Here is a 25,428-nt window from a genome sequence, read left to right on the forward strand (position 1 = left end):
CAGGTTTAGTGGCTCGCTGGTTATCCGGTTGACCGAATTGACCAATGGGTCGCGTTCGGAAAACCGAATGAATTGAGTCCGTCCCCAATCCTGTGGGAGCGGGCTTGCTCGCGAAAGCGGTAGATCAGTCGACATCGATGTTGGATGAACTGCCCTCTTCGCGAGCAAGCCCGCTCCCACAGGAATATTCAGCGGGGCCAAAAATGCAAAAAGCCCCTGAATCGCCAGATTCAGGGGCTTTGGTTTGGCACGCTAGCGGATCACGCCGCTTCGATCTTGCGCCGGTTGTGCTCGACCTTGTCCAGGTATTGCTGCAGCTTTTCCTGCTCGGCCGGGGTGGTGAACAAGCCCAGCTTGCTGCGGCGCCACAGGATGTCTCGGGCGTCGAGGGCCCATTCATCGCTGCACAGGTAATCGACTTCCCGGGTGTAGAGGCCAGCGCCGATGTGCTCGCCCATGTCGCCGAGGGTGTGGACGCCTTCGAGCATGCGCCAGGTACGGCTGCCGTAGGTGGTGGACCAGCGACGGGCGATGTCCTTCGGCAACCAGTCGTACTTGTCGCGAATCGCCGAGCACAAAGCCTGCGGGGTGGTCATGTTCTCACCGCCAGGAAGCGTGGCTACGGCGGTCCAGCTTGGGCGCATCTGGGTGAAATAAGGTGCCAGTTGCGCCATGGCCGATTCGGCCAGTTTGCGGTAGGTGGTCAGCTTGCCGCCGAACACCGACAGCAATGGCGCTTCTTCGCCACCGCCCGAGAGCGCAAGGGTGTAGTCCCGGGTCACGGCCGACGGGTTGTCGGACTCGTCATTGCACAGTGGGCGCACACCGGAATAGCTGTGCAGGATGTCGTCGCGGCTGACCTGCTTCTTGAAGTGCGCATTGACAACCTTCAGCAGATAATCGGTTTCGCCGTCGGTAATCGCCACGTTGGCCGGGTCGCCAGTGTATTCGCGATCGGTCGTGCCGATCAGGGTGAACTGGTTCAGGTACGGAATGGTGAACACGATGCGCTGGTCTTCGTTCTGAAGAATGTGCGCATGCTCGCCTTCGTAGAGTTTCGGCACGATCAGGTGACTGCCCTGGATCAGGCGGATGCCATAGGGCGATTCCATCTTCAGGTCGTCGCGAATGAACTTGGCGACCCACGGGCCGGCGGCGTTCACCAACGCCTTGGCGCGAATCGAAAACAGGCTGCCGTCGGCACGTTCCATATGCAAATGCCACAGGCCCTTGCTGCGCCGAGCATTGACGCAGCGTGTACGGGTGTGGATATGCGCGCCTTTTTCCCGGGCGGCCATGGCGTTGAGCACCACCAAGCGTGCGTCATCGACCCAGCAGTCGGAGTATTCGAAACCGCGGGTGATCTCGCTTTTCAGTACGCTGTCGGCACCGAACTTCAAACTTCTCGAGCCGGCGAGTTGCTCGCGTTTGCCGAGGTGATCGTAAAGGAACAGGCCTGCTCGAATCATCCAGGCGGGACGCAAATGTGGACGGTGGGGCAGGACAAAGCGCATCTGCTTGACGATATGGGGAGCCTTGGTCAGCAGCACTTCCCGTTCGGCCAGCGCTTCACGCACCAGGCGAAACTCATAATGTTCAAGGTAGCGCAGGCCACCGTGGATCAACTTGCTGCTGGCCGAGGAGGTATGGCTGGCCAGGTCGTCTTTTTCGCAAAGGAACACCGAAAGACCGCGACCGGCAGCGTCCGCGGCAATCCCCACGCCATTGATTCCACCACCAATGACGGCGATATCGTAAATCTCGGCGAGAGGGGGCGTAGGCAAGGTAGAAGTGGGCATCGGCTGGCCTCGGGCTCTTTTCGTAATATTTGAATTCGAACATAAATGTTCATTTGCGAAAATACTAGCCCATAAACACAGCAACAGCCAGCCGACTTCGATTGAAAATACTGATCAAAGGAAGCTGAAAGGAAAATTTACGAACATGAAGATGCTGAATGGAAGGTGGTGAGGGGTGATCCTCTCACCGGTACAGAGGGAGGGGGTTAAACCACTTCCAGCCGAATCTTGTGCTGGCTGAGCAATTGCGCCAGGGCCGGCACCGGTTGCTGGTCGGTCACCAGGCAATCGATCAGGCTGATGGGGCCCAGGCGGACCATGGCATTGCGTCCGAACTTGCTGGAGTCGGCCGCCAGCAGTACTTGCCGGGCGTTGGCGATGATGGCCTGGGAAACCCGAACCTCCTGATAGTCAAAATCCAGCAGGCTGCCGTCTTCATCGATCCCGCTGATGCCCACCAAGGCGAAGTCGACCTTGAATTGGTTGATGAAGTCGACGCTGGCCTGGCCGACTACACCACCGTCGCGACGTACATTGCCGCCGGCGATCAGGACTTCGAAGTCGTCCTTGGCGCTGAGGATCGAAGCCACGTGCAGGTTGTTGGTGATGACCTTGAGATGGTTGTGATTGAGCAACGCCCGGGCGATGGATTCGGTGGTGGTGCCGATGTTGATGAACAGCGAGGCGTGGTCGGGGATCTGCGCGGCAATGGCTTCGGCGATGCGTTGTTTCTCATCACGCATCTGATCGGCGCGCATGGCGTAGGCGGTGTTTTCCACGCTTGAATCGTAGGCTGCGCCGCCATGGTAGCGGCGCAGCAGGTTCGCTTCCGCCAATTGATTGATATCACGGCGGATGGTTTGCGGGGTGACGATGAACAACTGCGCCATTTCATCGATGCTGACATAGCCGCGTTCGCGGACCAGTTCGAGAATTTGCTGCTGGCGGGGAGGCAGATTCATGGGGCTTCCTTTGGGCTGCCGTACAAAATTTGCCCATGATGCCGCAGGAATCCACTCCCGACCAGTTTCAGAACCCTATCGTGGCTTATTCAGCGTCTTCGTGAGGCTCCCAGTCACGGGTGCGGCTGACTGCTTTCTGCCAGCCGGCATAGAGTTTTTCCTTCGCTTGCTCGTCCAGTTGCGGTTCGAATTCGCGCTCGATCACCGCTTTGCCGCGCAATTCTTCCAGGCTGCCCCAGAAGCCGCACGCCAGGCCGGCCAGGTAGGCGGCGCCCAGGGCAGTGGTCTCGCGCATTTTCGGGCGTTCGACCTGGGTGCCCAAAATATCCGCCTGGAACTGCATCAGGAAGTTGTTCGCCACCGCACCGCCGTCGACGCGCAGGGCCTTGAGGCGTTCGCCCGAATCCTGCTGCATGGCGTCAAGTACGTCGCGGGTCTGGTAGGCAATCGATTCCAGCGCTGCGCGAATGATGTGATCGACCCGCACGCCACGAGTCAGGCCGAACAGCGCGCCGCGGGCATAGGGGTCCCAGTACGGCGCGCCAAGACCGGTGAAGGCCGGTACGAGGTACACGCCGTTGCTGTCCTTGACCTTATTGGCGAAGTATTCGGTGTCCAGCGCGTCATTGATGATTTTCAGCTCGTCGCGCAGCCATTGGACGGTAGAGCCACCATTGAATACCGCGCCTTCCAGGGCATAGGCCACTTCGCCGCGCGGGCCACAGGCGATGGTGGTGAGCATGCCATGGTTGGATTTCACGGCCTTGCTACCGGTGTTCATCAGCAGGAAGCAGCCGGTGCCGTAGGTGTTTTTCGCCTGGCCCGGCTCCACGCACATTTGGCCGAAGAGGGCGGCCTGTTGGTCGCCGGCGATGCCGCCGATGGCGATACCGCTTTTGGTCCGGCCGTAGATTTCCGAAGAAGACTTCACTTCCGGAAGCATTTCGCGAGGGATGTCGAGGATGTCGAGCATCTTCGCATCCCACTCCAGCGAGTGAATATTGAACAGCATGGTGCGCGAGGCATTGGTGTAATCAGTGACATGGACCTTGCCACCGGTAAATTTCCAGATCAGCCAGCTGTCGACGGTGCCGAACAGCAACTCACCGTTGCGCGCGCGCTCGCGGCTGCCTTCGACGTTGTCCAGGATCCACTTGAGCTTGGTCCCGGAGAAGTACGGATCGGTGACCAGGCCGGTGGTTTCGCTGATGTACTGCTCGTGACCGTCGCGCTTGAGCTGCTGGCAGATCTCGGTGCTGCGGCGGCATTGCCAGACGATAGCGTTGTAGATCGGGCGGCCGGTGGTCTTGTCCCACACCACAGTGGTTTCCCGCTGGTTGGTGATGCCGATGGCGGCGACCTGGTCATGATGCAGGCCGGCCTGGGCCAGGGCTTCGACCATGACCGCGCTTTGGGTGGCGAAGATTTCCATTGGATCGTGTTCGACCCAACCGGGCTGCGGGTAATGCTGGACGAATTCGCGTTGGGCGGTGCAGACCACGTTGGCGTCACGGTCGAAAATGATCGCGCGCGAGCTGGTCGTACCCTGGTCGAGGGCAATGATGTAGTTCTTGTTCTCAATATCGGTCATGTCGATTGCCTTGGGACGAAAATAAGGGGAGAGGCCACGGCGCACGCTTGAATGGCACAAGCCTGCGCCGACTGTTTCAGGACGTTCTGGGCTTCCCGTCAATGGAAGGTGTTGCATCCTTTGTAGCAGTTATGGCGCTGGGCAGATGACGGGCAATCAACCCGCGATAAGCCGCAGCGCCAAGGCACGCACCAAGAATCGGTGCAAAAATCGGAACCAGGAAGTACGGGACATCGCGCCCGCCCGTGAGGGAAATTTCACCCCAGCCTGCAAAGAAAGTCATCAGTTTAGGGCCGAAGTCTCGCGCCGGGTTCATCGCGAAGCCGGTAAGTGGCCCCATCGAGCTGCCGATCACTGCAATGAGCAGGCCGATCAGCAGCGGCGCCAATGCGCCGCGAGGCAGGCCATTGCTGTCATCGGTCAGGGACATGATCACGCCCATCAGGATGGCAGTGATGATCGTCTCCACCAGGAAGGCCTGGCCTGTGGACAGCGCCGGGTGCGGGTAGGTCGAGAACACCGAGGCCAATTCGAGGCTGGCTTCTGTGCCGCGAATCATGTGCCGCGACTGTTCGAAATCGAAAAATAGATTGCTGTATAGCGTATAGACCAGCAGGGCTCCACAGAAAGCACCGGCGATCTGGCAAACGATATAGAACGGAAGTTTGCGCTTTTCGAAGTCAGTGAAGAGGCTCAGGGCGATACTGACGGCTGGGTTCAGGTGCGCGCCGGAAATGCCCGCGCTGAGGTAAATGGCCATGCTGACGCCGACGCCCCAGATAATGCTGATTTCCCACAAGCCGAAACTTGCACCCGCGACCTTGAGCGCTGCAACGCAACCGGTACCAAAAAAAATCAGCAGGGCAGTGCCCAGGAATTCGGCCAGGCATTGGCTGGAAAGGGATGGCTGTTGTAAAGCAGTTGTCATTCAAACCTCGGTTTTTTGTTGTTTTGCTGCGCATCCGAAAAAGCTCGATAGCGCGATGTCCCCCGAGGCAGGATCCCCATCCTGTTCTCGGGTTGTTGCTTGAGACCTGTGTTCTGGCTTTCAGTTTCGAAAAAATATAGACAAGAAACGCTGGTGTCAAAGGTCGAAAGTGAACCATCGGTCACATTTCAACTATTCGTCTCGTGAATGTCTCTTCGAGCGGCGACATATAACGGTGCGGCGATGGGGTCGCAGCCTTTTTGCGGTTGATCGCTTAGAATCCGCTCCATGTTTTTTGATTAGCGTATCGAGGGGCCGTCATGACACCCGCGTTGGATCTGCTTAAGAAAGTGCGTGCCGAACATCGCATCCACAGCTACGAACACGACCCCAAGGCTGCGTCCTACGGTTTGGAGGCGGCTGAGAAGCTGGGGTTGGAGCCGGCGCAAGTGTTCAAGACGTTGCTGGCGGCCAGCGAAAAAGGCGAACTGCTGGTAGCGGTGGTACCGGTGGCCGGAAGCCTGGATTTGAAAGGACTGGCTCATGCGGCTGGGGTAAAAAAGGTCGAGATGGCCGACCCGGCCGCGGCGCAGCGCTCGACCGGCTATCTACTCGGCGGCATCAGCCCGCTGGGGCAGAAGAAGCGGCTGCGCACTTTTATCGACGCATCCGCACGATCACATTCCAGCATTTATGTCAGTGCCGGACGGCGCGGGCTGGAGGTCGAACTGGCGCCGGCAGTCCTGGCGGAGCATACCGGGGCGACGTTCGCCGATATCGGGCGTGCTTGAGAGGTATACGATTCTTCATCCGGGGCTGTAGGGCGAAAATTCAACGGATCTGTCACTGGAAAACCGGTGTCCAAGCAACTCATGCTCGCACATCAATAATAAGGAGAAGTGCCATGCAGCTTGCGTTTCATCAGATCGATGCGTTCAGCGACCGGCCGTTTGGCGGTAACCCGGCGATGGTCTATCGTCTCGACGCCTGGCTGGCCGATGATTTGATGCAGAAGATCGCCGCCGAACATAACCTGGCGGAAACGGCATTTCTCGTACGCGAAGGTCAGTATTGGCACATCCGCTGGTTCACACCCACCACGGAAGTGCCGCTGTGCGGGCACGCCACGTTGGCCAGCGCTCATGTGCTGTTCGAGATTTATCACGAAACCGCCGAGCGGCTGGATTTCATCTGCAGATCCGGTCCGTTGAGCGTCACCCGCGAAGGCGATCGGCTATGGCTCGATTTTCCGGCCATCGTGCCGGTCGAGCTGGGCGCTTCGCTGGCAGTCCAGAGCGCGTTGGGTGTCGAGGCGGTGGATGTGTTGAGCTCCAATGAGTTGTTCGTCGTACTGGAATCGGAGCAGGCGGTACTCGATTGCAAGCCGGACATGGCGGCCCTGGCGAAACTGCCATGGCCGGGGGCTATCGTGACGGCCCCTGGAAGCAAGCATGATTTCGTCTCGCGCTACTTTGCCCCGGCGATAGGCATCAACGAAGACCCGGTGACCGGCTCGACCCATTGCAGCTTGATTCCATACTGGTCCAAGCGCTTGGGTAAACACGGGCTGACGGCTTATCAGCGTTCAGCTCGCGGCGGGGCGCTGTTTTGCCGGCTGGAGGGCGATCGGGTGAAGATTGGCGGAGACGCGACGTTGGTGGCCAGTGGGACGTTGACGCTGGGCTGAGATCGCTTTCTTTGAGCTTTTTGACCTGGGTGGCGAGGGAGCTTGCTCCCGCTGGGCTGCGAAGCAGCCCCAAAACCTACCAACCTGGTGGTTCATCAGGTTCGCAGACTGAGGTGACTGTTTTGAGGTCCGCTTCGCGGCCCAGCGGGAGCAAGCTCCCTCGCCACAGAAGCGGCTCCCCTATTGTTGGGGTTAACTGGCCGCGCTATATCGCCGCACGCCGCTTTCCACCAGCGGTATCTGCGCCGCCGTGCTGCCCGAAGCCTGGAACAACACCAAATGCTCAGCCGCCACGCGGATGCCGACGCTGGCCCCGATCTGATGATCGGCATGGCTGGGGAAAATCGATTCCAGTTGCGCGCCGGTTGGCAATTGCAGGCGATACAGGGTGGAAGCCCCCAGGAACGTCTTGCCGACGATATGGGCTGTGAGCGGGCTGTCCGGTGCGTAGACGATGTCGTCCGGGCGCAGCAGCACGTCCACCGCAGCACCAATGGGCCAGGTGTAGGCGCGGTTGCCCTGCAGGATGCCCAGCTCGGTCTGCACCGATTCCGGGCTTTCGAGGCGGCCGCGAATGAAATAACCCTGGCCGATGAAACTGGCGACGAAAGGCGTCAGGGGTTCATGGTAGAGGTTGTAGGGCGTGTCCCATTGTTCCAGTCGACCTTCCTTGAACACGCCGACATGGTCGCTCACGGCGAAGGCTTCTTCCTGGTCGTGGGTGACCAGGATCGCGCTGGTGCCGCGGGCCTTGAGGATGTCCCGCACTTCATGGCTGAGCTTGCGTCGCAGCTCGCCATCGAGGTTGGAAAAGGGTTCATCGAGCAACAGCAACTGCGGCTCCGGTGCCAGCGCACGGGCCAGGGCCACGCGCTGCTGCTGGCCGCCGGACAGCTCATGGGGATAACGCTTGCCCAGGTTCTTCAGGTTGACCAGTTCCAGCAGCTCTTCGACGACGCGATGCTTGTCCGGATGCTTGCCAATGCCAAAGGCAATGTTCTGCGCCACGCTCAGGTGGGGAAACAGTGCATAGTCCTGGAACACCATGCCGATACGGCGTTTTTCCGGGGCGAGGGTAAAGCCTGGGCGGGAAATGGTTTCCCCGGCCAGCTGGATTTCGCCTTCGTGCACCGGCTCGAAGCCGGCGATGGCCCGTAGGGTCGTGGTCTTGCCGCACCCGGACGAACCGAGCAGGCAACCAATGTCACCGGCATTGAGGTGCAGGTTGAGGTGCTGGACAACCCGTTGGTCCTGGTAGCCGCACGCCAGGTTGTGCAGGTTCAGTAGCAGGGAATGGCTCATGCGTGGTGGTACGCCGGCTCGACCAGGAACTCGAGCAGGGCCTTTTGCGCATGGAGACGATTCTCGGCCTGGTCCCAGGCGACCGAGCGCGGATCGTCGAGCAGGTCGACGCTGATCTCTTCGCCACGGTGAGCCGGCAGGCAATGCATGAACAGTACGTCAGGATCCGCCAGGTCGAGCAGCGCCCGGTTGACCTGGAGCGGCGCGAAAAGCTTGAGGCGCTTGGCGGATTCTTCTTCCTGACCCATGGAGGTCCAGACGTCGGTACTGACCAGGTGCGCACCGGCCACGGCCAGCTTCGGATCACGGACGATAGACACCCGGTCCCCGGCTTTGGCGAGCAGCGCGGCGTTGGGGTCGTACCCTTCAGGGCAGGCGATGCGCAGCTGGAAATCGAATTGGATCGCCGCTTCTATATAGCTGTTGCACATGTTGTTGCCGTCGCCGACCCAGGCCACGGTCTTGCCCTGGATCGAGCCACGGTGTTCGAGGAAAGTCTGCATGTCGGCCAGCAACTGGCAGGGGTGCAGATCATCGGACAGGCCATTGATCACCGGCACGCGGGAATGGGCCGCGAATTCGGTCAGGGTGCTGTGGGCAAAGGTACGGATCATCATGGCGTCGAGCATGCTCGACATGACGATGGCGCAATCGCTGATAGGTTCGCCACGGCCCAGTTGGGTGTCACGGGGCGACAGGAAGATAGCCTGGCCACCCAACTGGATCATGCCGGCTTCGAAAGAGATGCGTGTGCGGGTCGATGATTTTTCGAAAATCATCCCCAACACACGGTTTTTCAAGGGCTCGAACAGTACGCCGCGCTTACGCAGGTCCTTGAGCTCCACGCCTCGACGGATCACGCCCAGCAACTCTTCGGGCGTGAAATCCATCAGGGAGAGAAAGTGCCTTGCGCTCATGATTGACTACCTTTTTGTAACTGACCGCAGATGCTCAAAGCCTTGTCTAATGAAAAAACGGGCGAGACCTGCGGCAAAAGCCGCACGGGGCGACGAAATAGGGGAAGGCGCGATCTTATAAGGAAATGTCGCGTCTTACCAATAGGGCTACGGTATTTGGGGATTTCAGCGAGGTCATTACGAGGCTGTGATGACGTTTTTGAGGCCGGTTTCCTGACAGCAGCGACCCATTTGTACACTGGCGTTGCTTGGCTTGGCAATTGAGCACGGCATTCATCCCCGCGTCGGCAGGCGATTTGCCGCCCGTGATTAGCGGATTTGGACCGCTGGCCGGAGGCTGTGAAACATTTCCTAATGCAAAGGGCTGGGTTATAAATGAGTCCCGAGCGACACAGGAGGCCCGAAATGGATTCGAAAGAGCAACAACTGATGGAATTGCTGGGGCTGACGGCACGCTCGTTGACGCACCTGACCGCATCGGTCACGTCGATGTCATTCGAGTTGTTGCGCAGCGACGACGAGGTGACCAAGGCGGCCGGTCGCCGGATGATCGATCGCATGGCCACGATCAGCAGCGGGCTCGATGAGCATTGGCGGTTGATCGGCGAGCTGACGGGGGTGCCCATTGCCCAGGAGGAAGTGGAAACCGTTGAGGAAATCCAACTGCTGGCGCCGCCTCCCGACTGATCGTAAGGCCAGCCATGGGTGCGCCTGATGCCCGGCGATTCACAGGACGAACGTCGCTGGCGCCGGCGCGAATCACGCGCCATAGTTTTGTTCCCGCGGCCAAAAGTGCCCGCCACGAATAAAACAGAGACTGGCCATGACCAAGACTCTCCACCACCGTGCGTGCCACCTGTGCGAAGCCATCTGCGGCTTGACCCTCGAAACCACCGAGACCGACGGCCAGGGCGTGGCGATCACGTCGATCAAGGGCGATGCGCTGGACAGCTTCAGTCGCGGTCACATCTGCCCCAAGGCCGTGGCCCTGCAGGATATCCAGAACGATCCGGACCGTCTGCGCCAGCCCATGCAGCGAATTGGCAACGAATGGCACCCCATTGCCTGGGATGACGCCTTCGCATTGGTGGCCGAGCGTCTGGCGGACATCCAGGCACGTCATGGCCAGAATGCAGTGGCGGTTTATCAAGGCAACCCCAGCGTGCATAACTATGGGTTGATGACCCACAGCAACTATTTCCTGGGCCTGTTGAAAACCCGCAGCCGCTTCTCGGCAACTTCCGTGGATCAGTTGCCCCATCACCTGACCAGCCACCTGATGTACGGCCATGGCCTGCTGATACCGATCCCGGATATCGACCACACCGATTTCATGCTGATCCTGGGCGGCAACCCGCTGGCGTCCAATGGCAGCATCATGACTGTGCCCGACGTGGAAAAACGCCTCAAGGCGATCCAGGCCCGTGGCGGTAAGGTGGTGGTGATCGATCCGCGTCGCAGCGAAACGGCAGCCATTGCCAACCAGCATATTTTCGTCCGCCCCGGTGGCGATGCCGCATTGCTGTTTGGCTTGCTCAATACCTTGTTCAGCGAAAATCTGACCCGTGACAGCCACTTGCCGGTGGACGGCCTGGAAGAGGTGCGTGAAGCCATCGCACCCTTCACGGCGCAAGCGATGAGCCCACTCTGTGCGGTGCCGGCCGAGCAGATCCGTCAATTGGCCCGGGATTTCGCCGCGGCGCCGTCAGCGGTGTGTTACGGGCGAATGGGGGTGTCGACCCAAGCGTTCGGCACGCTGTGCCAATGGCTGATCCAAGTGATCAATCTGGTCACCGGCAATGTCGACCGGGTGGGCGGGGCGCTCTGCACCGAGCCGGCGGTGGATCTGGTGGCGACGACCTCGGGAGGCCATTTCAACCGCTGGCAGAGCCGGGTATCCGGGCGTCCCGAGTATGCCGGCGAGTTGCCGGTTTCGGCCCTGGCCGAAGAGATGCTTACCGAGGGCGAGGGCCAGATCCGTGCACTGGTGACCGTGGCCGGCAACCCGGTGCTGTCCACACCCAACGGGCGACAACTGGAGCAGGCCCTCGATGGGCTGGAATTCATGGTCAGCGTCGATTTGTACATCAACGAAACCACGCGTTACGCCGACCTGATCCTGCCATCGACCTCGGCGTTGGAGAACGATCATTACGACACCACGTTCAATGTGTTCGCGGTGCGCAACGTAACGCGATTCAATCGGGCGATCCTGCCCAAGCCCGAGGGTGCATTGCATGACTGGGAAATCTTTGTCGGCCTGGCCAAGGCCTTCGCCGCCCGAACCGGCAAGGAACTCAAGCCGACCCTGCCGCCGGCACAAATGATTGACCTGGGCCTGCGCAGTGGAGCCTATGGTGATGCTTCGCCGCACAAGCTGTCGCTGGCCACCTTGTTCGATCACCCTCATGGCATCGACCTCGGCGCACTCAAGCCTAACCTGGCCCCGCGTCTGAAGACCGAAAACCAGCGCGTGCAAGCTGCCCCGGCCGTGATTCTCGCCGACCTTGAACGCTTCGCCGCATTGCAGGCGCCCACACCCGATGAGCTGCTGATGATTGGCCGTCGCCATGTGCGCAGCAACAATTCCTGGATGCATAACTTTCATCGGCTGGTCAAAGGCAAGCCCCGTCATCAGTTGCTGATGCACCCCGATGACCTCGCCAGTCGCGACCTTGTCGACGGCCAGCGGGTGAAGGTCAGCTCCCGGGTGGGCGTGATCGAAGTCGAAGTGCAGGGCAGCCTGGATATGATGAAAGGTGTGGTCAGCCTGCCCCATGGCTGGGGCCATGCCCGGCCGGGCGTGCAGATGACCATCGCCTGCGAGCAGCCGGGCTCCAGTGCCAACGACCTGACCGACCATCATCAGCTCGACGAGTTGTCCGGCAACGCGGCGCTCAATGGCGTACCGGTGAAGGTGGCTGCTGCGTGAATTTGTCTCTCGGCCAGACCGAGCAGCATGCTCGGCTTTCCGTTACAATGCGCCACCGTGTCGACAACTTAAGTCGCGAAAGTTTAAGCCGAGGTGCTCCATGGATATCATCGAAACGATTAAAGACCAGATTGCCAATAACACCGTCCTGCTCTACATGAAAGGCTCGCCGAACGCGCCCCAGTGCGGCTTCTCGGCCAAGGCTGCTCAGGTTGTGATGGCGTGTGGCGAGAAGTTTGCCTACGTGGACATCCTGCAGAACCCGGAAATCCGCGCCAACCTGCCCAAGTACGCCAATTGGCCAACTTTCCCACAATTGTGGGTAGCCGGTGAGCTGGTCGGCGGTAGCGACATCATGACCGAAATGGCCGCTGACGGCTCGCTGCAGGCTACGATCAAGCAAGCGGTTGAAGCTGCGGCGAACAAGACCGAAGCGTGATCGAGAAGGCCCTGTTCGCCTCACGTGTTGTGGTCGAACACGGACTTTGTGGGAGCGGGCTTGCTCGCGAAGGTGTGTCAGTTAGCATTTTTTATCTGGCCCACCGCCTTCGCGAGCAAGCCCGCTCCCACAGGAGATCGCAGTTGTCTGGAGTCCAGGCATTAAAAAGCCCCGCCTCTCGAAGAGGGCGGGGCTTTTTAATGGCTCGCTTTCGGTGAAGGTTACTCTTCACCCATCTGCGATTGCAGGTAGTTTTCCAGGCCTACTTTATCGATCAGGCCCAGTTGGGTTTCCAGCCAGTCGATGTGCTCTTCTTCAGACTCGAGAATGTCTTCGAGCAGTTCACGGCTACCGAAGTCGCCAACGCTTTCGCAGTGGGCGATGGCGGCCTTGAGATCAGCGTGGCCGGTGCGTTCGATGCGCAAGTCGCACTCGAGCATTTCCCGGGTGTGCTCGCCAATGTGCAACTTGCCCAGGTCCTGGACATTCGGCAGGCCTTCGAGGAACAGGATGCGCTTGATCAGCTTGTCCGCGTGCTTCATCTCGTCGATGGATTCGTGGTACTCGTGCTTGCCCAGCTTGTTCAGGCCCCAATCCTCATACATGCGCGCATGCAGGAAGTATTGATTGATCGCGACCAGCTCATTGGCAAGGATCTTATTGAGATGCTGGATGACTGTAATGTCGCCTTTCATGGTGAGGGCCTGTCCTGTAATTGCTGTGTATAAAGCGGAGTTTGAGCCGCGCATTTACCAGTGTCAAACCTAAGTTATTGAATAATAAATGAAAATTAATCGGAATAAGAATGTTTGTGTTCCGCGTCTGGAAGCTAACTAACTGATTTAAGAGCATAAAAAAACCGGACATGAAGTCCGGTTCCTTGAAATGCTGATGTTTACGCGGCGGTAAATTCTACCGGGTAGGGGATCGACGCCTGTGCGGTTTGCACCTTGGCGAGGGTTTCACGAACCACTTCCTTGGCCAGGCATGCACATTTACCGCATTGGCTGGCTACGCCGGTGGCCTGGCGGACTTCGCGATAGCTGCAGCAACCTTCATAGATCGCTTCGCGGATTTGCCCGTCGGTGACGCCAGTGCAGAGGCATACATACATAAGTGAGAACCGTCGCTGGTTGTGACTCAATTGAGACGGATCTTAATGTTAACGAGAATGATTGTCAAAGTGGTTTCTGAAGCCCTTGCGCCAGAATGTCGCCTGACTGACGAACGGTTTTCTCATCGAGTGTGAAGGCGCGCTGAAACGAAATCAGGAATTTGCGCCATCGCCTAAAAACCGTTGAAGACAGTCCAAATGTGCGGTGTATGATGGTCGGTCCTTGCAAAGCGGGTTCGTGTCACAGGGCTGTCGCCTGAGGGTGGCAGGCTGGCCCGGACCTTGTTTTCACGTTATTACACCAGGAGATATCCAATGAGCGTACTCGTAGGCAAACAAGCCCCTGACTTCACCGTCCCAGCCGTGCTCGGCAACGGCGAAATCGTCGACAGCTTCACCCTGTCCTCGGCCATCAAAGGCAAATACGGCCTGGTGTTCTTCTACCCGCTGGACTTCACCTTCGTCTGCCCATCCGAGCTGATCGCACTGGATCACCGCATGGATGACTTCAAGGCACGCAATGTTGAAGTGATCGCTGTCTCGATCGACTCGCATTTCACTCACAACGCCTGGCGCAACACCCCAATCAACGGTGGCGGCATCGGCCAGGTGAAATACACCATGGCTGCCGACATGAAGCACGAAATCGCCAAGGCCTACGACGTTGAGTCCGAAGGCGGCGTGGCCTTCCGTGGCGCGTTCCTGATCGACGACAAGGGCGTTGTCCGTTCGCAGATCATCAACGACCTGCCGCTGGGCCGTAACATGGAAGAGCTGATCCGCCTGGTCGATGCACTGCAATTCCACGAAGAGCACGGCGAAGTTTGCCCTGCCAACTGGAAAAAAGGCGACAAGGGCATGACCGCATCGCCTGAAGGCGTTGCTGCTTACCTGGGCGAGCACGGCGACAAGCTGTAAGCGCACAAGGCATAAAAAAACCGGCCCTCGATGGGCCGGTTTTTTTATGGGACTTCAAAATGAAAACACAGCCCCCCGTGGCGAGGGGGCTTGCTCCCGCTGGGTGCGCAGCCGCCCCCAAGATATTGTGAGCGCTGCGCACTCAAGCGGGAGCAAGCTCCCTCGCCACAAAGAGCCAGGCTTTAGGTCAGTCGTCGAAATCCTGCCACCCACCCATCTGCTTCCACCGATTGACGATGCCGCAGAACAGCTCGGCGGTCTTTTCGGTGTCGTAGCGGGCCGAGTGAGCTTCACGGCCATCAAAATCGATGTCCGCTGCCTGGCAGGCCTTGGCCAATACCGTCTGGCCATACGCCAGACCGGCCAGGGTCGCGGTGTCGAAGCTGGAGAACGGGTGGAATGGGTTGCGCTTCATGTCCAGGCGCGCGACAGCGGCGTTGAGGAAGCCCAGGTCAAAGCTGCTGTTATGGCCGACCAGGATTGCCCGCTTGCAGCCGTTGGCCTTCAGCGCCTTGCGCACGCCCCGGAAGATGTCGGTCAGGGCCGTCTCTTCGCTCACCGCCATGCGCAGCGGGTGATCGAGCTTGATCCCGGTGAACTCCAGCGCGGCGGCTTCAACGTTGGCGCCTTCGAACGGTTCGACGCGGAAGAAATAGGTGTGGTCAGGGAACACGAAGCCTTTTTCGTCCATGCCGATGGTGGTCGCGGCAATTTCCAGCAAGGCGTCGGTGGCGGAGTTGAAGCCGCCGGTTTCTACGTCGACGACAACGGGCAGATAGCCGCGGAACCGGGCCGCCATGGGGTGACGGGCGCCGCCCGAACCACCGTTGCCGTCCAGTTCTTCGTCGAAATGATCTTCACTCACGCGTTTTCCTCCAGCAGGCGCCAGCGCAGTTTTTCACCGGCGCGCAGCGGGATGACAGCCAGCTCGCCGAACGGCAGGCTGGCGGGGGCGGTCCACTCGTCGCGGACCAGGGTAATACGATCGGTGTTCACCGGCAGGCCATAGAAACGCGGGCCATGCAGGCTGGCGAAGCCTTCGAGCTTGTCCAGCGCGTTGCGCTGTTCGAACGCCTCGGCATACAGCTCGATGGCGGCATAGGCGGTGTAGCAGCCGGCGCAGCCGCAAGCGGCTTCCTTGGCATGCTGGGCGTGGGGCGCCGAGTCCGTACCGAGGAAGAACTTGGCGCTGCCGCTGGTGGCGGCGTCCAGCAGGGCTTCCTGATGGGTGTTGCGCTTGAGAATCGGCAGGCAGTAGAAGTGCGGCCGGATTCCGCCGACCAGCATGTGGTTGCGGTTGTACAGCAGGTGATGCGCGGTAATGGTCGCGCCGACGTTGGCCGAGGCCTCGTTGACGAACTGCACGGCGTCACCGGTGGTGATGTGTTCGAAAACCACCTTGAGTGTCGGGAAACGCTCCACGACGCGGCGCATGTGCTCGTCGATGAAGATTTTCTCGCGGTCGAATACGTCGACGTCGCCGCGCGTCACTTCACCGTGGATCAGCAAGGGCATTCCCACTTCGGCCATGGCCTCCAGCGCCGGGAAGATCTTGTCGATGCTGGTGACGCCGGAATCGGAGTTGGTGGTCGCGCCGGCAGGGTACAGCTTGGCGGCGTGGACAAAGCCGCTGGCCTTGGCGTCGCGGATCTCTTCGGGCTGGGTGCGGTCGGTGAGGTAAAGCACCATCAGCGGCTCGAAGCGGCTGCCGGCCGGGCGCGCGGCAAGGATGCGCTGCCGATAGCCATCGGCCTCGGCGGCGTTGCGCACTGGCGGAACCAGGTTAGGCATGATGATTGCGCGCCCGAAGGTACGCGCGACATCGGCGACGGTATGGGTCAACACAGCACCATCGCGAAGATGAATATGCCAGTCGTCGGGACGCAGCAGGGTCAGGCGGTTGGACATTGGGGGGCTTCCAGGCGGGTCAAACTCTGGGGAATGCTACCGGAAAAGACCGATTCAGGCACCCGCTATCAAGTTCTGGCCCCAGTGACCGATAGAGCCTATAGGTGCGCCATGAATCCGTGCAGCGCCGAGGACCTGCGTCTTACTCTCAGCGCGAGTCGATTTTTTGTATAAAAGCCAGTGGAGCCTCCCGTGCGCCAGCGTTATCTAGCCTTGCTCAGTGTGTTTGCCAGTTTTCCTGCCATGGCGCTCACTTTCCAGACCCGTCTGGAGAGCATTGAGTGGACGGTCGAAGGCGACAAGTTCGAGTGCCGGCTGAGCCAGCCGATCACCGATTTCGGCAGCGGTGAATTCGTGCGCCGGGCAGGCGAGCAGGCCACGTTCCGCCTCAAGGCTTACAACCCGATGCTCGGCGGCGGTTCCGCTACCTTGCTGGCGGCCGCTGCGCCGTGGCAACCGGGGCGGGGCGATATCAACTTGGGGTCGGTCAGCATTGGCAGCGGCGACGTGCTGTTCAACAGCTCGCAGATCCAGGCTGGTCGCTTGATCAGCGGGTTGATGGAGGGCCGTAGCCCGGTCGTGCGCCGCAACACCGAGGACGGACGGGTGTCGGAGGTCCGGTTGCTGCCTGTACGTTTCAATAAGGCTTTCAACGACTATCAAGGCTGCGTGGCGAAACTGCTGCCGAAAAATTTCGAGCAGGTGAAACAGACCCAGATCGGTTTCCCTGGCGAAGAAGTCGAGCTCGATGCACGGGCCAAGGCCCAGTTGCAGGTGATGCTCGACTTCATCAAGGCCGACCCGAGCGTCAACCACATCGAGCTTGACGGTCATTCCGACAACAGCGGCAATCGCCTGACCAACCGCGAGTTGTCACGCCGCCGGGCCCTGGCGGTGCAGGATTTTTTCAAGGCCAACGGTTTTCAGGAATCGCAGATCACCTTGCGTTTCCATGGCGAACGTTATCCCTTGGTACCCAATACCAACGCCGCCAACCGGGCCAAGAACCGGCGAGTGGCCGTGCGCCTGGAGCGCGTGGCGGTGACCCAGGTGCCGGCCACGCCAGCGCCGCAGCCCGCGCCAACAGCGGCGCCAGCGAAGGTTCCGGCCCCGGCTGCGGCGCCAGTCAAGGCTCCCGCTGCGACGCCCGCCCCGGCGACCGCGCGCACCTCCTGATTCGAGATTGATCGTCGCGCAATCGACATAATCTGTCGCTTCGTCGTCATAAGCTGTCGCGCCCCTGTAAATTATCCGCGCTGGACGTTAGACTTCCCGGCTTTCCGTACAACCCGTGGAGTGATGGCATGGCGGACGTAAACAAGGTCGTTCTGGCGTATTCCGGCGGCCTGGACACTTCGGTGATCCTCAAGTGGCTGCAGGACACTTATAACTGCGAAGTGGTGACCTTCACCGCTGACCTGGGGCAGGGCGAAGAAGTTGAACCTGCACGCGCCAAGGCTCAGGCCATGGGCGTCAAAGAGATCTACATCGACGACCTGCGCGAAGAATTCGTCCGCGACTTCGTGTTCCCGATGTTCCGCGCCAACACAGTTTACGAAGGTGAGTACCTGCTGGGTACGTCCATCGCCCGTCCGCTGATCGCCAAGCGCCTGATCGAAATCGCCAACGAAACCGGCGCCGACGCCATTTCCCACGGCGCCACCGGCAAAGGCAACGACCAGGTACGTTTCGAATTGGGTGCCTATGCCCTCAAGCCGGGTGTGAAAGTCATCGCCCCATGGCGCGAGTGGGACCTGCTGTCCCGTGAAAAGCTGATGGACTACGCCGAGAAACATGCGATCCCGATCGAGCGTCACGGCAAGAAGAAATCCCCGTACTCGATGGATGCCAACCTGCTGCACATTTCCTACGAAGGCGGCGTGCTGGAAGACACCTGGACCGAGCACGAAGAAGACATGTGGCGCTGGACCGTTTCCCCGGAGAAAGCCCCAGATGCTCCGCAATACCTTGAGCTGACCTATCGCAACGGCGATATCGTCGCCCTCGACGGCGTGGAAATGAGCCCGGCCACTGTGCTGGCTACGCTGAACCGCATCGGTGGCGAACACGGTATCGGTCGCCTGGACATCGTCGAGAACCGCTATGTCGGCATGAAGTCCCGTGGCTGCTACGAAACCCCGGGCGGCACCATCATGCTGCGCGCTCACCGGGCGATCGAATCGATCACCCTGGACCGCGAAGTGGCTCACCTCAAGGATGAGCTGATGCCCAAGTATGCGAGCCTGATCTACACCGGCTACTGGTGGAGCCCTGAGCGCCTGATGCTGCAACAGATGATCGACGCCTCCCAGACCAACGTGAACGGTGTCGTGCGCCTGAAGCTGTACAAGGGCAACGTGATCGTGACCGGGCGCAAGTCCGACGACTCGCTGTTCGATGCCAACATCGCGACCTTCGAGGAAGACGGCGGTGCGTACAACCAGGCCGACGCAGCCGGCTTCATCAAGCTCAACGCCCTGCGCATGCGCATCGCGGCGAACAAGGGTCGCAAGCTGTTCTGACCCGGGTGATACGAGAAACGGCCTGCCTTTGAGCAGGCCGTTTTTTTTGGTGCGTACCTATTGGTGCGCAGGTCGCTCGTCTGCCGCGGCACCATCCCGTGGCCGCTCACCTGCGTGTATACCCGCCTTGGTGCCCGCATAGTTGTAAATGATGTACACGATGACGTCCGTGGTGCCTGCGACCGGTTTTGAATGACAAGCCTCGGTCGGGGGTTGCGATTGGCTGCAGACAATACAAATGACCCGCAGTGGCTGTTTTCGACCTCGATGTGGGAGCAATGATGCCTTGGCCTGGGCGGTCCTGCGCAGCATTCGTTTACGCCGGGAAGTCGAGTCAGTCATGGTTCTGATGAAATGCTTGCTCTTGCGAAAATCCGAGGGCGAATAGAGTGAGCGATAGTTGAAGTTCAGTGTGATGAAGAAAAGCAGCAACAGATAGAACGGAAAACTGATCAAGAACCAAAGATAGTATTCACGATCGTCGTCATCGAGAAAGGGCAGGGAAATCGCCGCCGAAGTTTCGGATAAAGTTGCGAATATCGCGATAAGTGTCATGGGGTTGGTAATGGTCTTCAAGGGTTTGTTCATGGTGGTGGCTCATGGATTGTTCTGGCTCGTGAATGAATTGGAAGTGGCTGTGGTTGATCGAGTGTAGGCACAGGTTAGACTGGCCGTGTTGAGTAAGAAGTAGTGGTTCGAGTGACGTCTGTTTTATATATGAGTTTCGGTGCTGGAAGTGCATTGGAAGTGGCATGGCCGGTAAATAATTCAGTTACGCTTTATGAATGAAATTGTTTTATCGGGTTGCTCGCGGCCGGGTTTGGCGATCAAAGAGCACACGACCCGTAGGGGCAACGGGTGATGAAGAAGACTCGCTCCCCCTCGCCAGACAAATTCATGTCACATTTTTTCCAGGGTAATTTGTAGGATTTTTCTGTATAGCTTGTAGGTTGCGTCTCTCGGTGCGAGCGGTCAGGGGGGGGCAGCATGCCAAGGTAGAAATGACTAGGCTATTGTGCGTGCTCTAAAAATTCGAACAGCGAAGTTGGATTTGCCCATGAATAAAGTGCTGATCGTGGATGATCATCCCGTCATTCGTCTTGCTGTACGTTTGCTGATGGAGCGTCATGGTTATGAAGTTGTTGCCGAAACGGATAACGGCGTCGATGCGTTACAATTCGCCCGCGACTTGGCGCCCGATATTGTCATTCTCGATATAGGCATTCCGAAACTTGACGGATTGGAGGTTATTGCCCGCTTGACCGCCAACCCTTCACCATTGAAAGTGTTGGTACTGACCTCCCAGGCACCCGGGCATTTCTCGATGCGATGCATGCAAACGGGGGCCGCCGGTTATGTATGCAAGCAACAGGACCTGACTGAATTATTGAGTGCGATCAAGGCGGTCCTGTCGGGCTACAGTTATTTCCCCAACCAGGCGCTGCATACAGTGCGTTCAAGTCTGGGTAACGCCAGCGAGTCCGATATGGTTGATCGCCTATCGGGACGGGAAATGATGGTCCTGCAGCAATTGGCTCGCGGAAAAACCAATAAGGAAATTGCCGATGGCATGTTCTTGAGCAACAAGACCGTCAGTACTTACAAGACGCGCTTGTTATTGAAGCTCAACGCACGCTCGTTGGTCGATCTGATCGAGCTGGCGCAACGTAATGGTTTGGTGTGAGCCCCAGATAGCGCGTATTCAGTAAAAAGCCTCCATCAGGGAGGCTTTTACGTGTCAGAGATCAAAGTCGTAATCGGCCAGTTGCTTCTGCAAGCGGCGCTCTTCGAGCAGATTATCGATGGTGCGGCGTTTACTCAGGTTGGTTTTCGCCACTTCCACGACCACAGGTTCCACGTCGTCGGCCTCAACGGCGATGAATTCGTCTTCCACATCCAGTTGTTCTTTACCAGCACTCATGGGTTCGACTCCAGGCTAAGACTGCCATTGGCGCTCCTTATATCGATAAACCACGGGCGGGTAAAAAAGATTTTTTCAATCGATGGATCAATTAAACCAATAGCGCCTCAATCGTCGGACGTCTTGTGCTTGTATTCGCATAAATCCTCGATTCGGCAGCTGCCGCAGCGGGGCTTGCGTGCCAGGCAGACGTAGCGTCCGTGGAGGATGAGCCAGTGGTGGGAGTCCAGCAGGAACTCCTTGGGAACGAATTTCAGCAGTTTTTTCTCCACCTCCACCACATTCTTCCCTGGGGCCAGCCCGGTCCGGTTGCTGACGCGAAAGATATGAGTGTCGACCGCCATGGTCAGTTGCCGGAATGCGGTGTTGAGTACCACGTTGGCGGTTTTGCGACCGACGCCGGGCAGGGCTTCCAATGCTTCACGCGTCTGCGGGATCTCACCGCCGTGGCGTTCGATCAACAGGCGGCAGGTTTCGATCACGTTCTTGGCCTTGCTGTTGAACAGGCCGATGGTCTTGATGTACTCGGACAGGCCTTCGACGCCCAGGGCGTAGATCGTTTCCGGCGTATTGGCCACTGGGAACAGCTTGGCCGTTGCCTTGTTGACCCCGACATCGGTGGACTGGGCCGACAGGATGACCGCGATCAACAATTCGAACGGCGAAGAATAGGCCAGTTCGGTTTTCGGTTCCGGGTTGTCCTCGTGAAAGCGACGGAATATTTCCAGGCGTTTTGCGGCGTTCATGGGCGCGGCTTTTCCTCGACGATTGAATGGGGGGCGACGGTTGTCCAGGCCTGGTGTGCAGCCAATAGCAGGCCCAGCAGAATGAACCCGCCCGGTGCGAGCAAGATCATGGGGATGTTGCTGCCGGTCAGCTCGCGCAAGGCTCCCAGCCCTGTCATCCACAGGCCAAACAGCCCGACCAGCCTGAGGCGCGCGGGCAGGGAGGATTCAGCGAAGAAACCCTCATACTCCAGCACTACGCAACTCAAGGCGATCCAGCCAAAATAAAGGCTCAGCGGTTGAAACATTTCCAGCGCCCCGGCCTGTACGGCAAAGCCTGCACAAGTGGCCAGGGTGGCGGCCAGCACGACCGAGGCGAGCAGCCGCTGATACGTAGTCAGGCGGGGCCGAATCAGCCCCATCACCGAGCCGTGGCCGAGGATGACCAACGTCCAGGCCAGCCATAACCCCAGTGCACCGGCGAACGAGTCGCTCGCGCCGACCAACGGGACGAGCAGCAGGCCCTGCGTCAGTACCCATGGCTTACTCATTTGCAGCCACTCCGGTCAATTGAGCCTTGTGCTCGTCAAAATAACGCAACGCATCATGAACCGCCTGCAGCACGGCTCGAGAGGTCACGGTCGCGCCGGCGATCTGATCGAACTGCCCCGCGTCTTTGCTCAAGGCCCAACCGCTGTCCTCGGGCGCCTGCCGTGATTTTCCGGTAAAGGCCTGCAACCAGGCGTTCGGCCAACCGGCAATCGCCGCGCCCAATCCGGGCGTTTCGGACTGGCGCAGGGTTTTCACCCCAAGCAACCGACCCAACGGGTCAATGGCGATCAGCAGTTCGATGCTGCCTTCGTAGCCTGGCGCCTGGCTGCGCAACAACACGGCGCTGGGCTGGCCGTTGCGTGTGGCGAGGTAACCGCCCAGTAGCGTGCTATGGGCCAAGGCCAGCGGACCTGTCAGCACAGGCTGGGCCAGCGGCTGATTGTCATAGCGGTCGGCCGGCAGTACCTCGAGCACGCTCCTGTTGGCGATAGCGTGCTGTTGGGCCTCGATACGTCCGGCCGTGCCGATGTGCGTGAAGTAAGTGGCACCGATCCCCAGGGCGATCAAGAGAATGAGGATTGCCACGCCGCCGGGATGCTTCATGCCGGTTGCCGCCGTTGTCGCGCCTCGGCAAATCGCTCCAAGGCTGGTACGGCAAGGTTCATCAACAACACGGCAAATGCTACGCCGTCGGGATAGCCTCCCCAGGTGCGGATCAGATAGACCAGCAAGCCCATGCCGGCGCCAAATAACAGCCGTGCGAAGGGGGCCTTGGCGCCCGAGACCGGTTCGGTCGCGATGAAAAACGCTCCGAGCATGGTCGCGCCCGTGAACAGATGAAACAGCGATGAGCCGTGGGAATCGGAACCCGAGCCGTTCCAGCACAGCAGGCTGACGATAAACAAGCTGCCGAGCATGCCCACCGGCGCGTGCCAGCTGAACACCCGTTGCTGCAGCAGGAACACCCCCCCAACCAGGAACCCCAGATTGACCCACTCGCTGCCCAGGCCACCGAAGCGCCCGAATGCCGGATCGTGGGCGAACAGCTCGTCGACCGTCAGGCTCCGGTTGATTCGCAGGGTATCCAGGGCGGTGGCTCCGGCCCAGGCATCCGGCGTTTGCTGAGCGCCGAACACCTGCTGCAAGCCGTCCAGCAAACCCACGCCATGGGCCGCCGGCCATTGGCTCATGTGGGCGGGGAATGCCACCAGCACCAGCGCGTATCCGAGCATCGCCGGGTTGAAGGGGTTGGCGCCGACACCGCCCCACAGGTGCTTGCCAAACAGCAAGGCGCAGGCGGCCGCTGTGACGGTCAGCCACCAAGGGCAATAGGCCGGCAAGGCCAGGGCCAGCAGCGTGGCGCTGACCAGCGCGCTGCCGTCGTTCAGATCGGGTGTGAGGGGACGGCGGCGCAGACGCAACATCAGTGCTTCGACCGCCAGTGCGGTGAGCCCGGCCAATATCAGGTTGAGCGCGATGCCCCAGCCTTGGAACCACAGCAATGCCAGCCCGCCGGGCACCGTCGCCAGCAGCACGCGCTGCATCGTTGGCCGCAGCCGTTCGTCCAGCGGCTCAGGCCGTGGCATGAGCGTCCACCTGGCGTTCGGCGTCCTTCACGGCTTGCTCCAACGCCTGCACCTGCTCATCCGATGCGGCCGCCGTCCGGGCCTTGCTGAGTTCGGCGCGGCGCATCGCCAGTTGGATCTTGGCCCGCTTCAGCTCGGCACTTTGTACCGGTGCCACGGTTTGGGCCACGGGCGACGCGGCGCTCTCGAGCTGCGCCAGGGCTTGTTCCGCTGCTTCGAACTGACGCTGCAGGACGATCAATTGCGATTGCTGCTCGAAGGTCGGCGGGTGGCCGAAGGCTTTCAAGGATTTGTTCAACTGTGCCCGGCTCATGGCCAGGTCGACCTTGGCTTTTTTCAGGGCAGCATCGGCAGTGGCGGCTTTTTGCGCACGCACGCGCTCCAGTGCCGCTTGCACCGGATCCAGGGCCTGGGTTTGAGCCTGGGCGGCGCGCTGGGAGCGGGCCAGGCGTTCAGCCTGACGCTGCTCTTCTTCGCGGCGCAGGCGCGCATTGCGTTGTTCGAACCGCCGCCGGGCGTGGTTGCGCTTGACGGCGCGTGCCTGCTGTTCTTCCAGGCTGAAGGCCAAGCCTGCGACAATCGGCACCACGGTCGCCACTGGCAAGGGCCGCATTTCGATGCAGTCGACCGGGCAGGGCGCCACGCAGAGATCGCAGCCTGTGCATTCGTCGATGAGAACGGTATGCATCAGCTTGGCCGCGCCGACAATTGCGTCCACCGGGCAGGCCTGGATGCACTTGGTGCAGCCGATGCATTCAGCCTCGCGAATGAAGGCGATTTGCGCCGGGGCTGAACCGCGACTGGTGTCCAGTTCCAGCACCGGTATCTTCATCAGGTCGGCCAGGGCGGCGATGGTTTCCCGACCGCCGGGTGGACATTTGTTGATCGGCTCGCCCTGGGCGATGCCTTCGGCGTAGGGCTTGCAGCCAGGGTGACCGCATTTGCCGCATTGGGTCTGCGGCAGCAGGGCGTCGATACGTTGAATCAGGCTCATGTTTTGACCAGACCGCGCAAACCCAGAAATGCCACCGCCATCAGTCCGGCGCTGATCAACTGGATCGGCAGGCCCCGAAAGGGCAAGGGAATATCGTTATTCAAAGTGCGCCGGCGCAGATCGTCGAACAGGCTCAGCACCAACCAGAAGCCCAGCCCGGCACCCAGGCTCAGCGCCATGGCGTGGCCCAGGCCTCGGTCATCCTGGCCGTTGAGCAGCGGGACGCCCAATACGCCGGCATTGCCGAGCAGCAATGGCCACAACCCCTCGAACGGCAGCGCTGGCAGCCAGCGCGCCAACAGGCGCAGCAAGGGGCCGATCAGCAACACGTTCAAGCACAGCCACGCCAGCAGGCGCAGCGAGGTCAGGTTCGTCGGCGCCAGCACCCCGTGATCGACCAGATAACCCAGGGTGCCGACAACCAACATCAGGCACGCCGTCGCCAGGCCCAAGGCATGCATTTGCCTTCTACCGTTGGTCGCCAGCAGCGGATCGACGCCCAGCGGCCAATGCAACACCAGGTTGTTGATCAGGGCAGCGCTGAACAGCGTGAGGAGAATTTCGGTCATGGGCGTGTTGGCGACAAAGGGCCTGTTGCAAGATTAGGCATTATCCGGCACCCGAGGAGCGT

At 59.9% G+C, this 25,428-nt stretch carries 26 protein-coding genes and 1 pseudogene; 9 read left to right on the forward strand and 18 right to left on the reverse strand.

Annotation, left to right across the window (positions count from 1 at the left end; genetic code table 11):
- Window positions 1-260: 260 nt before the first annotated feature.
- The 4 genes from glpD to AD663_RS05510 all read right to left on the reverse strand — a co-directional run bounded on the left by glpD (window position 261) and on the right by AD663_RS05510 (window position 5,280).
- Window positions 261-1,799, reverse strand: coding sequence for a glycerol-3-phosphate dehydrogenase (glpD, locus tag AD663_RS05495; RefSeq protein ID WP_003178685.1), 1,539 nt, complete (start codon window positions 1,797-1,799; stop codon window positions 261-263).
- 206 nt (window positions 1,800-2,005) lie between these two features.
- On the reverse strand, window positions 2,006-2,761 hold the full coding sequence (locus AD663_RS05500) for a DeoR/GlpR family transcriptional regulator (RefSeq protein ID WP_003178686.1): 756 nt from the start codon (window positions 2,759-2,761) through the stop codon (window positions 2,006-2,008).
- 85 nt (window positions 2,762-2,846) lie between these two features.
- A complete protein-coding gene (gene glpK / locus AD663_RS05505; protein WP_003178687.1) occupies window positions 2,847-4,352 on the reverse strand; it encodes a glycerol kinase GlpK in 1,506 nt (501 codons plus the stop codon).
- Between the two features lie 76 nt (window positions 4,353-4,428).
- On the reverse strand, window positions 4,429-5,280 hold the full coding sequence (locus tag AD663_RS05510; protein WP_003178688.1) for an MIP/aquaporin family protein: 852 nt from the start codon (window positions 5,278-5,280) through the stop codon (window positions 4,429-4,431).
- Between the two features lie 320 nt (window positions 5,281-5,600).
- Between AD663_RS05510 and ybaK the strand changes: the two genes are divergently transcribed.
- Together ybaK and AD663_RS05520 are read left to right on the forward strand one after the other, a co-directional pair.
- Window positions 5,601-6,071 carry a Cys-tRNA(Pro) deacylase gene (gene ybaK, locus AD663_RS05515; RefSeq protein WP_003178690.1) on the forward strand — a complete coding sequence of 157 codons (471 nt, stop codon included), beginning with the start codon at window positions 5,601-5,603 and terminating at the stop codon, window positions 6,069-6,071.
- A gap of 113 nt (window positions 6,072-6,184) precedes the next feature.
- Window positions 6,185-6,967 carry a PhzF family phenazine biosynthesis protein gene (locus AD663_RS05520; protein ID WP_003178691.1) on the forward strand — a complete coding sequence of 261 codons (783 nt, stop codon included), beginning with the start codon at window positions 6,185-6,187 and terminating at the stop codon, window positions 6,965-6,967.
- A 192-nt stretch (window positions 6,968-7,159) separates the two neighbouring features.
- Here AD663_RS05520 and AD663_RS05525 read toward each other — a convergent pair whose 3' ends face one another.
- A complete protein-coding gene (locus AD663_RS05525; RefSeq protein WP_003178693.1) occupies window positions 7,160-8,269 on the reverse strand; it encodes an ABC transporter ATP-binding protein in 1,110 nt (369 codons plus the stop codon).
- Window positions 8,266-9,186 carry an ornithine carbamoyltransferase gene (gene argF, locus AD663_RS05530; RefSeq protein ID WP_003178695.1) on the reverse strand — a complete coding sequence of 307 codons (921 nt, stop codon included), beginning with the start codon at window positions 9,184-9,186 and terminating at the stop codon, window positions 8,266-8,268. Before argF ends, AD663_RS05525 begins: the two co-directional genes overlap by 4 nt.
- Window positions 9,187-9,591: 405 nt before the next feature.
- Here argF and AD663_RS05535 point away from each other — a divergent pair, with 405 nt between their 5' ends.
- The 3 genes from AD663_RS05535 (at window position 9,592) to grxD (ending at window position 12,557) form a co-directional block, all read left to right on the forward strand.
- Window positions 9,592-9,873 (forward strand): hypothetical protein, encoded by a 282-nt coding sequence (locus AD663_RS05535; protein ID WP_003178697.1) that lies wholly within the window; start codon window positions 9,592-9,594, stop codon window positions 9,871-9,873.
- A gap of 136 nt (window positions 9,874-10,009) precedes the next feature.
- The gene (locus AD663_RS05540; protein ID WP_053213406.1) at window positions 10,010-12,118 is read left to right on the forward strand and encodes a molybdopterin oxidoreductase family protein; all 2,109 of its coding nucleotides are present in this window, start codon (window positions 10,010-10,012) and stop codon (window positions 12,116-12,118) included.
- 100 nt (window positions 12,119-12,218) lie between these two features.
- Window positions 12,219-12,557: a Grx4 family monothiol glutaredoxin gene (gene grxD, locus AD663_RS05545; protein ID WP_053213407.1), complete on the forward strand. Its 339-nt coding sequence runs from the start codon at window positions 12,219-12,221 to the stop codon at window positions 12,555-12,557.
- Window positions 12,558-12,778: 221 nt separating this feature from the next.
- Here the strand turns inward: grxD and bfr are convergent, their stop codons facing one another.
- Both bfr and AD663_RS05555 read right to left on the reverse strand, forming a co-directional pair.
- Window positions 12,779-13,252 carry a bacterioferritin gene (gene bfr, locus AD663_RS05550; RefSeq protein ID WP_003178701.1) on the reverse strand — a complete coding sequence of 158 codons (474 nt, stop codon included), beginning with the start codon at window positions 13,250-13,252 and terminating at the stop codon, window positions 12,779-12,781.
- Window positions 13,253-13,452: 200 nt separating this feature from the next.
- Window positions 13,453-13,671 (reverse strand): bacterioferritin-associated ferredoxin, encoded by a 219-nt coding sequence (locus tag AD663_RS05555; protein WP_003178704.1) that lies wholly within the window; start codon window positions 13,669-13,671, stop codon window positions 13,453-13,455.
- A gap of 315 nt (window positions 13,672-13,986) precedes the next feature.
- On the opposite strand from AD663_RS05555, the gene AD663_RS05560 reads away from it, so the two are divergent.
- Complete coding sequence (locus tag AD663_RS05560; protein ID WP_003178707.1) at window positions 13,987-14,589, forward strand: peroxiredoxin; 603 nt, start codon at window positions 13,987-13,989, stop codon at window positions 14,587-14,589.
- A gap of 187 nt (window positions 14,590-14,776) precedes the next feature.
- Here the strand turns inward: AD663_RS05560 and rnt are convergent, their stop codons facing one another.
- Both rnt and pyrC read right to left on the reverse strand, forming a co-directional pair.
- Window positions 14,777-15,454: a ribonuclease T gene (gene rnt, locus AD663_RS05565; RefSeq protein ID WP_003178708.1), complete on the reverse strand. Its 678-nt coding sequence runs from the start codon at window positions 15,452-15,454 to the stop codon at window positions 14,777-14,779.
- Entirely contained in the window at window positions 15,451-16,497 is a 1,047-nt protein-coding gene (pyrC, locus tag AD663_RS05570; RefSeq protein WP_003178709.1) for a dihydroorotase, read from the reverse strand. Before pyrC ends, rnt begins: the two co-directional genes overlap by 4 nt.
- A 192-nt stretch (window positions 16,498-16,689) precedes the next feature.
- On the opposite strand from pyrC, the gene AD663_RS05575 reads away from it, so the two are divergent.
- Window positions 16,690-17,673 (forward strand): OmpA family protein, encoded by a 984-nt coding sequence (locus tag AD663_RS05575; protein WP_003178710.1) that lies wholly within the window; start codon window positions 16,690-16,692, stop codon window positions 17,671-17,673.
- Between the two features lie 128 nt (window positions 17,674-17,801).
- Window positions 17,802-19,019 (forward strand): argininosuccinate synthase, encoded by a 1,218-nt coding sequence (locus tag AD663_RS05580; RefSeq protein ID WP_003178711.1) that lies wholly within the window; start codon window positions 17,802-17,804, stop codon window positions 19,017-19,019.
- A 338-nt stretch (window positions 19,020-19,357) separates the two neighbouring features.
- Here AD663_RS05580 and AD663_RS29030 read toward each other — a convergent pair.
- Window positions 19,358-19,607, reverse strand: a pseudogene (locus AD663_RS29030) (hypothetical protein); the annotation flags it as partial.
- 469 nt (window positions 19,608-20,076) lie between these two features.
- On the opposite strand from AD663_RS29030, the gene AD663_RS05590 reads away from it, so the two are divergent.
- Entirely contained in the window at window positions 20,077-20,703 is a 627-nt protein-coding gene (locus AD663_RS05590) for a response regulator transcription factor (RefSeq protein WP_003178715.1), read from the forward strand.
- 54 nt (window positions 20,704-20,757) lie between these two features.
- On the opposite strand, the gene AD663_RS05595 is transcribed toward AD663_RS05590, so the two are convergent.
- The 7 genes from AD663_RS05595 to AD663_RS05625 all read right to left on the reverse strand — a co-directional run bounded on the left by AD663_RS05595 (window position 20,758) and on the right by AD663_RS05625 (window position 25,366).
- Window positions 20,758-20,940, reverse strand: coding sequence for a PA3496 family putative envelope integrity protein (locus AD663_RS05595; RefSeq protein WP_003178717.1), 183 nt, complete (start codon window positions 20,938-20,940; stop codon window positions 20,758-20,760).
- Between the two features lie 107 nt (window positions 20,941-21,047).
- Window positions 21,048-21,686: an endonuclease III gene (gene nth / locus AD663_RS05600; protein ID WP_003178720.1), complete on the reverse strand. Its 639-nt coding sequence runs from the start codon at window positions 21,684-21,686 to the stop codon at window positions 21,048-21,050.
- Window positions 21,683-22,216 (reverse strand): Rnf-Nqr domain containing protein, encoded by a 534-nt coding sequence (locus AD663_RS05605; RefSeq protein ID WP_053213409.1) that lies wholly within the window; start codon window positions 22,214-22,216, stop codon window positions 21,683-21,685. The genes nth and AD663_RS05605 overlap by 4 nt, the downstream gene beginning before the upstream one ends.
- A complete protein-coding gene (locus AD663_RS05610; protein WP_053213410.1) occupies window positions 22,209-22,820 on the reverse strand; it encodes an RnfABCDGE type electron transport complex subunit G in 612 nt (203 codons plus the stop codon). The genes AD663_RS05605 and AD663_RS05610 overlap by 8 nt, the downstream gene beginning before the upstream one ends.
- The gene (locus tag AD663_RS05615) at window positions 22,817-23,803 is read right to left on the reverse strand and encodes an RnfABCDGE type electron transport complex subunit D (RefSeq protein ID WP_053213411.1); all 987 of its coding nucleotides are present in this window, start codon (window positions 23,801-23,803) and stop codon (window positions 22,817-22,819) included. Before AD663_RS05615 ends, AD663_RS05610 begins: the two co-directional genes overlap by 4 nt.
- Window positions 23,790-24,797: an electron transport complex subunit RsxB gene (gene rsxB, locus AD663_RS05620; protein WP_053213412.1), complete on the reverse strand. Its 1,008-nt coding sequence runs from the start codon at window positions 24,795-24,797 to the stop codon at window positions 23,790-23,792. Before rsxB ends, AD663_RS05615 begins: the two co-directional genes overlap by 14 nt.
- Window positions 24,794-25,366, reverse strand: coding sequence for an Rnf-Nqr domain containing protein (locus AD663_RS05625; RefSeq protein ID WP_053213413.1), 573 nt, complete (start codon window positions 25,364-25,366; stop codon window positions 24,794-24,796). The genes rsxB and AD663_RS05625 overlap by 4 nt, the downstream gene beginning before the upstream one ends.
- Window positions 25,367-25,428: the final 62 nt, after the last annotated feature.

It is taken from the genome of Pseudomonas sp. Q12-87 (assembly GCF_001269755.1).
In the GTDB taxonomy this organism is placed as follows: Bacteria; Pseudomonadota; Gammaproteobacteria; order Pseudomonadales; family Pseudomonadaceae; genus Aquipseudomonas; species Aquipseudomonas fluorescens_S.

Excerpts from the sequence above, each read along its gene's own strand:
- glpD (WP_003178685.1), bottom strand. The coding sequence starts at position 1,799 with ATGCCCACTTCTACCTTGCCTACGCCCCCTCTCGCCGAGATTTACGAT.
- AD663_RS05500 (WP_003178686.1), bottom strand. The coding sequence starts at position 2,761 with ATGAATCTGCCTCCCCGCCAGCAGCAAATTCTCGAACTGGTCCGCGAA.
- glpK (WP_003178687.1), bottom strand. The coding sequence starts at position 4,352 with ATGACCGATATTGAGAACAAGAACTACATCATTGCCCTCGACCAGGGT.
- AD663_RS05510 (WP_003178688.1), bottom strand. The coding sequence starts at position 5,280 with ATGACAACTGCTTTACAACAGCCATCCCTTTCCAGCCAATGCCTGGCC.
- ybaK (WP_003178690.1), top strand. The coding sequence starts at position 5,601 with ATGACACCCGCGTTGGATCTGCTTAAGAAAGTGCGTGCCGAACATCGC.
- AD663_RS05520 (WP_003178691.1), top strand. The coding sequence starts at position 6,185 with ATGCAGCTTGCGTTTCATCAGATCGATGCGTTCAGCGACCGGCCGTTT.
- AD663_RS05525 (WP_003178693.1), bottom strand. The coding sequence starts at position 8,269 with ATGAGCCATTCCCTGCTACTGAACCTGCACAACCTGGCGTGCGGCTAC.
- argF (WP_003178695.1), bottom strand. The coding sequence starts at position 9,186 with ATGAGCGCAAGGCACTTTCTCTCCCTGATGGATTTCACGCCCGAAGAG.
- AD663_RS05535 (WP_003178697.1), top strand. The coding sequence starts at position 9,592 with ATGGATTCGAAAGAGCAACAACTGATGGAATTGCTGGGGCTGACGGCA.
- AD663_RS05540 (WP_053213406.1), top strand. The coding sequence starts at position 10,010 with ATGACCAAGACTCTCCACCACCGTGCGTGCCACCTGTGCGAAGCCATC.
- grxD (WP_053213407.1), top strand. The coding sequence starts at position 12,219 with ATGGATATCATCGAAACGATTAAAGACCAGATTGCCAATAACACCGTC.
- bfr (WP_003178701.1), bottom strand. The coding sequence starts at position 13,252 with ATGAAAGGCGACATTACAGTCATCCAGCATCTCAATAAGATCCTTGCC.
- AD663_RS05555 (WP_003178704.1), bottom strand. The coding sequence starts at position 13,671 with ATGTATGTATGCCTCTGCACTGGCGTCACCGACGGGCAAATCCGCGAA.
- AD663_RS05560 (WP_003178707.1), top strand. The coding sequence starts at position 13,987 with ATGAGCGTACTCGTAGGCAAACAAGCCCCTGACTTCACCGTCCCAGCC.
- pyrC (WP_003178709.1), bottom strand. The coding sequence starts at position 16,497 with ATGTCCAACCGCCTGACCCTGCTGCGTCCCGACGACTGGCATATTCAT.
- AD663_RS05580 (WP_003178711.1), top strand. The coding sequence starts at position 17,802 with ATGGCGGACGTAAACAAGGTCGTTCTGGCGTATTCCGGCGGCCTGGAC.
- AD663_RS05590 (WP_003178715.1), top strand. The coding sequence starts at position 20,077 with ATGAATAAAGTGCTGATCGTGGATGATCATCCCGTCATTCGTCTTGCT.
- AD663_RS05595 (WP_003178717.1), bottom strand. The coding sequence starts at position 20,940 with ATGAGTGCTGGTAAAGAACAACTGGATGTGGAAGACGAATTCATCGCC.
- nth (WP_003178720.1), bottom strand. The coding sequence starts at position 21,686 with ATGAACGCCGCAAAACGCCTGGAAATATTCCGTCGCTTTCACGAGGAC.
- AD663_RS05605 (WP_053213409.1), bottom strand. The coding sequence starts at position 22,216 with ATGAGTAAGCCATGGGTACTGACGCAGGGCCTGCTGCTCGTCCCGTTG.
- AD663_RS05610 (WP_053213410.1), bottom strand. The coding sequence starts at position 22,820 with ATGAAGCATCCCGGCGGCGTGGCAATCCTCATTCTCTTGATCGCCCTG.
- AD663_RS05615 (WP_053213411.1), bottom strand. The coding sequence starts at position 23,803 with ATGCCACGGCCTGAGCCGCTGGACGAACGGCTGCGGCCAACGATGCAG.
- rsxB (WP_053213412.1), bottom strand. The coding sequence starts at position 24,797 with ATGAGCCTGATTCAACGTATCGACGCCCTGCTGCCGCAGACCCAATGC.
- AD663_RS05625 (WP_053213413.1), bottom strand. The coding sequence starts at position 25,366 with ATGACCGAAATTCTCCTCACGCTGTTCAGCGCTGCCCTGATCAACAAC.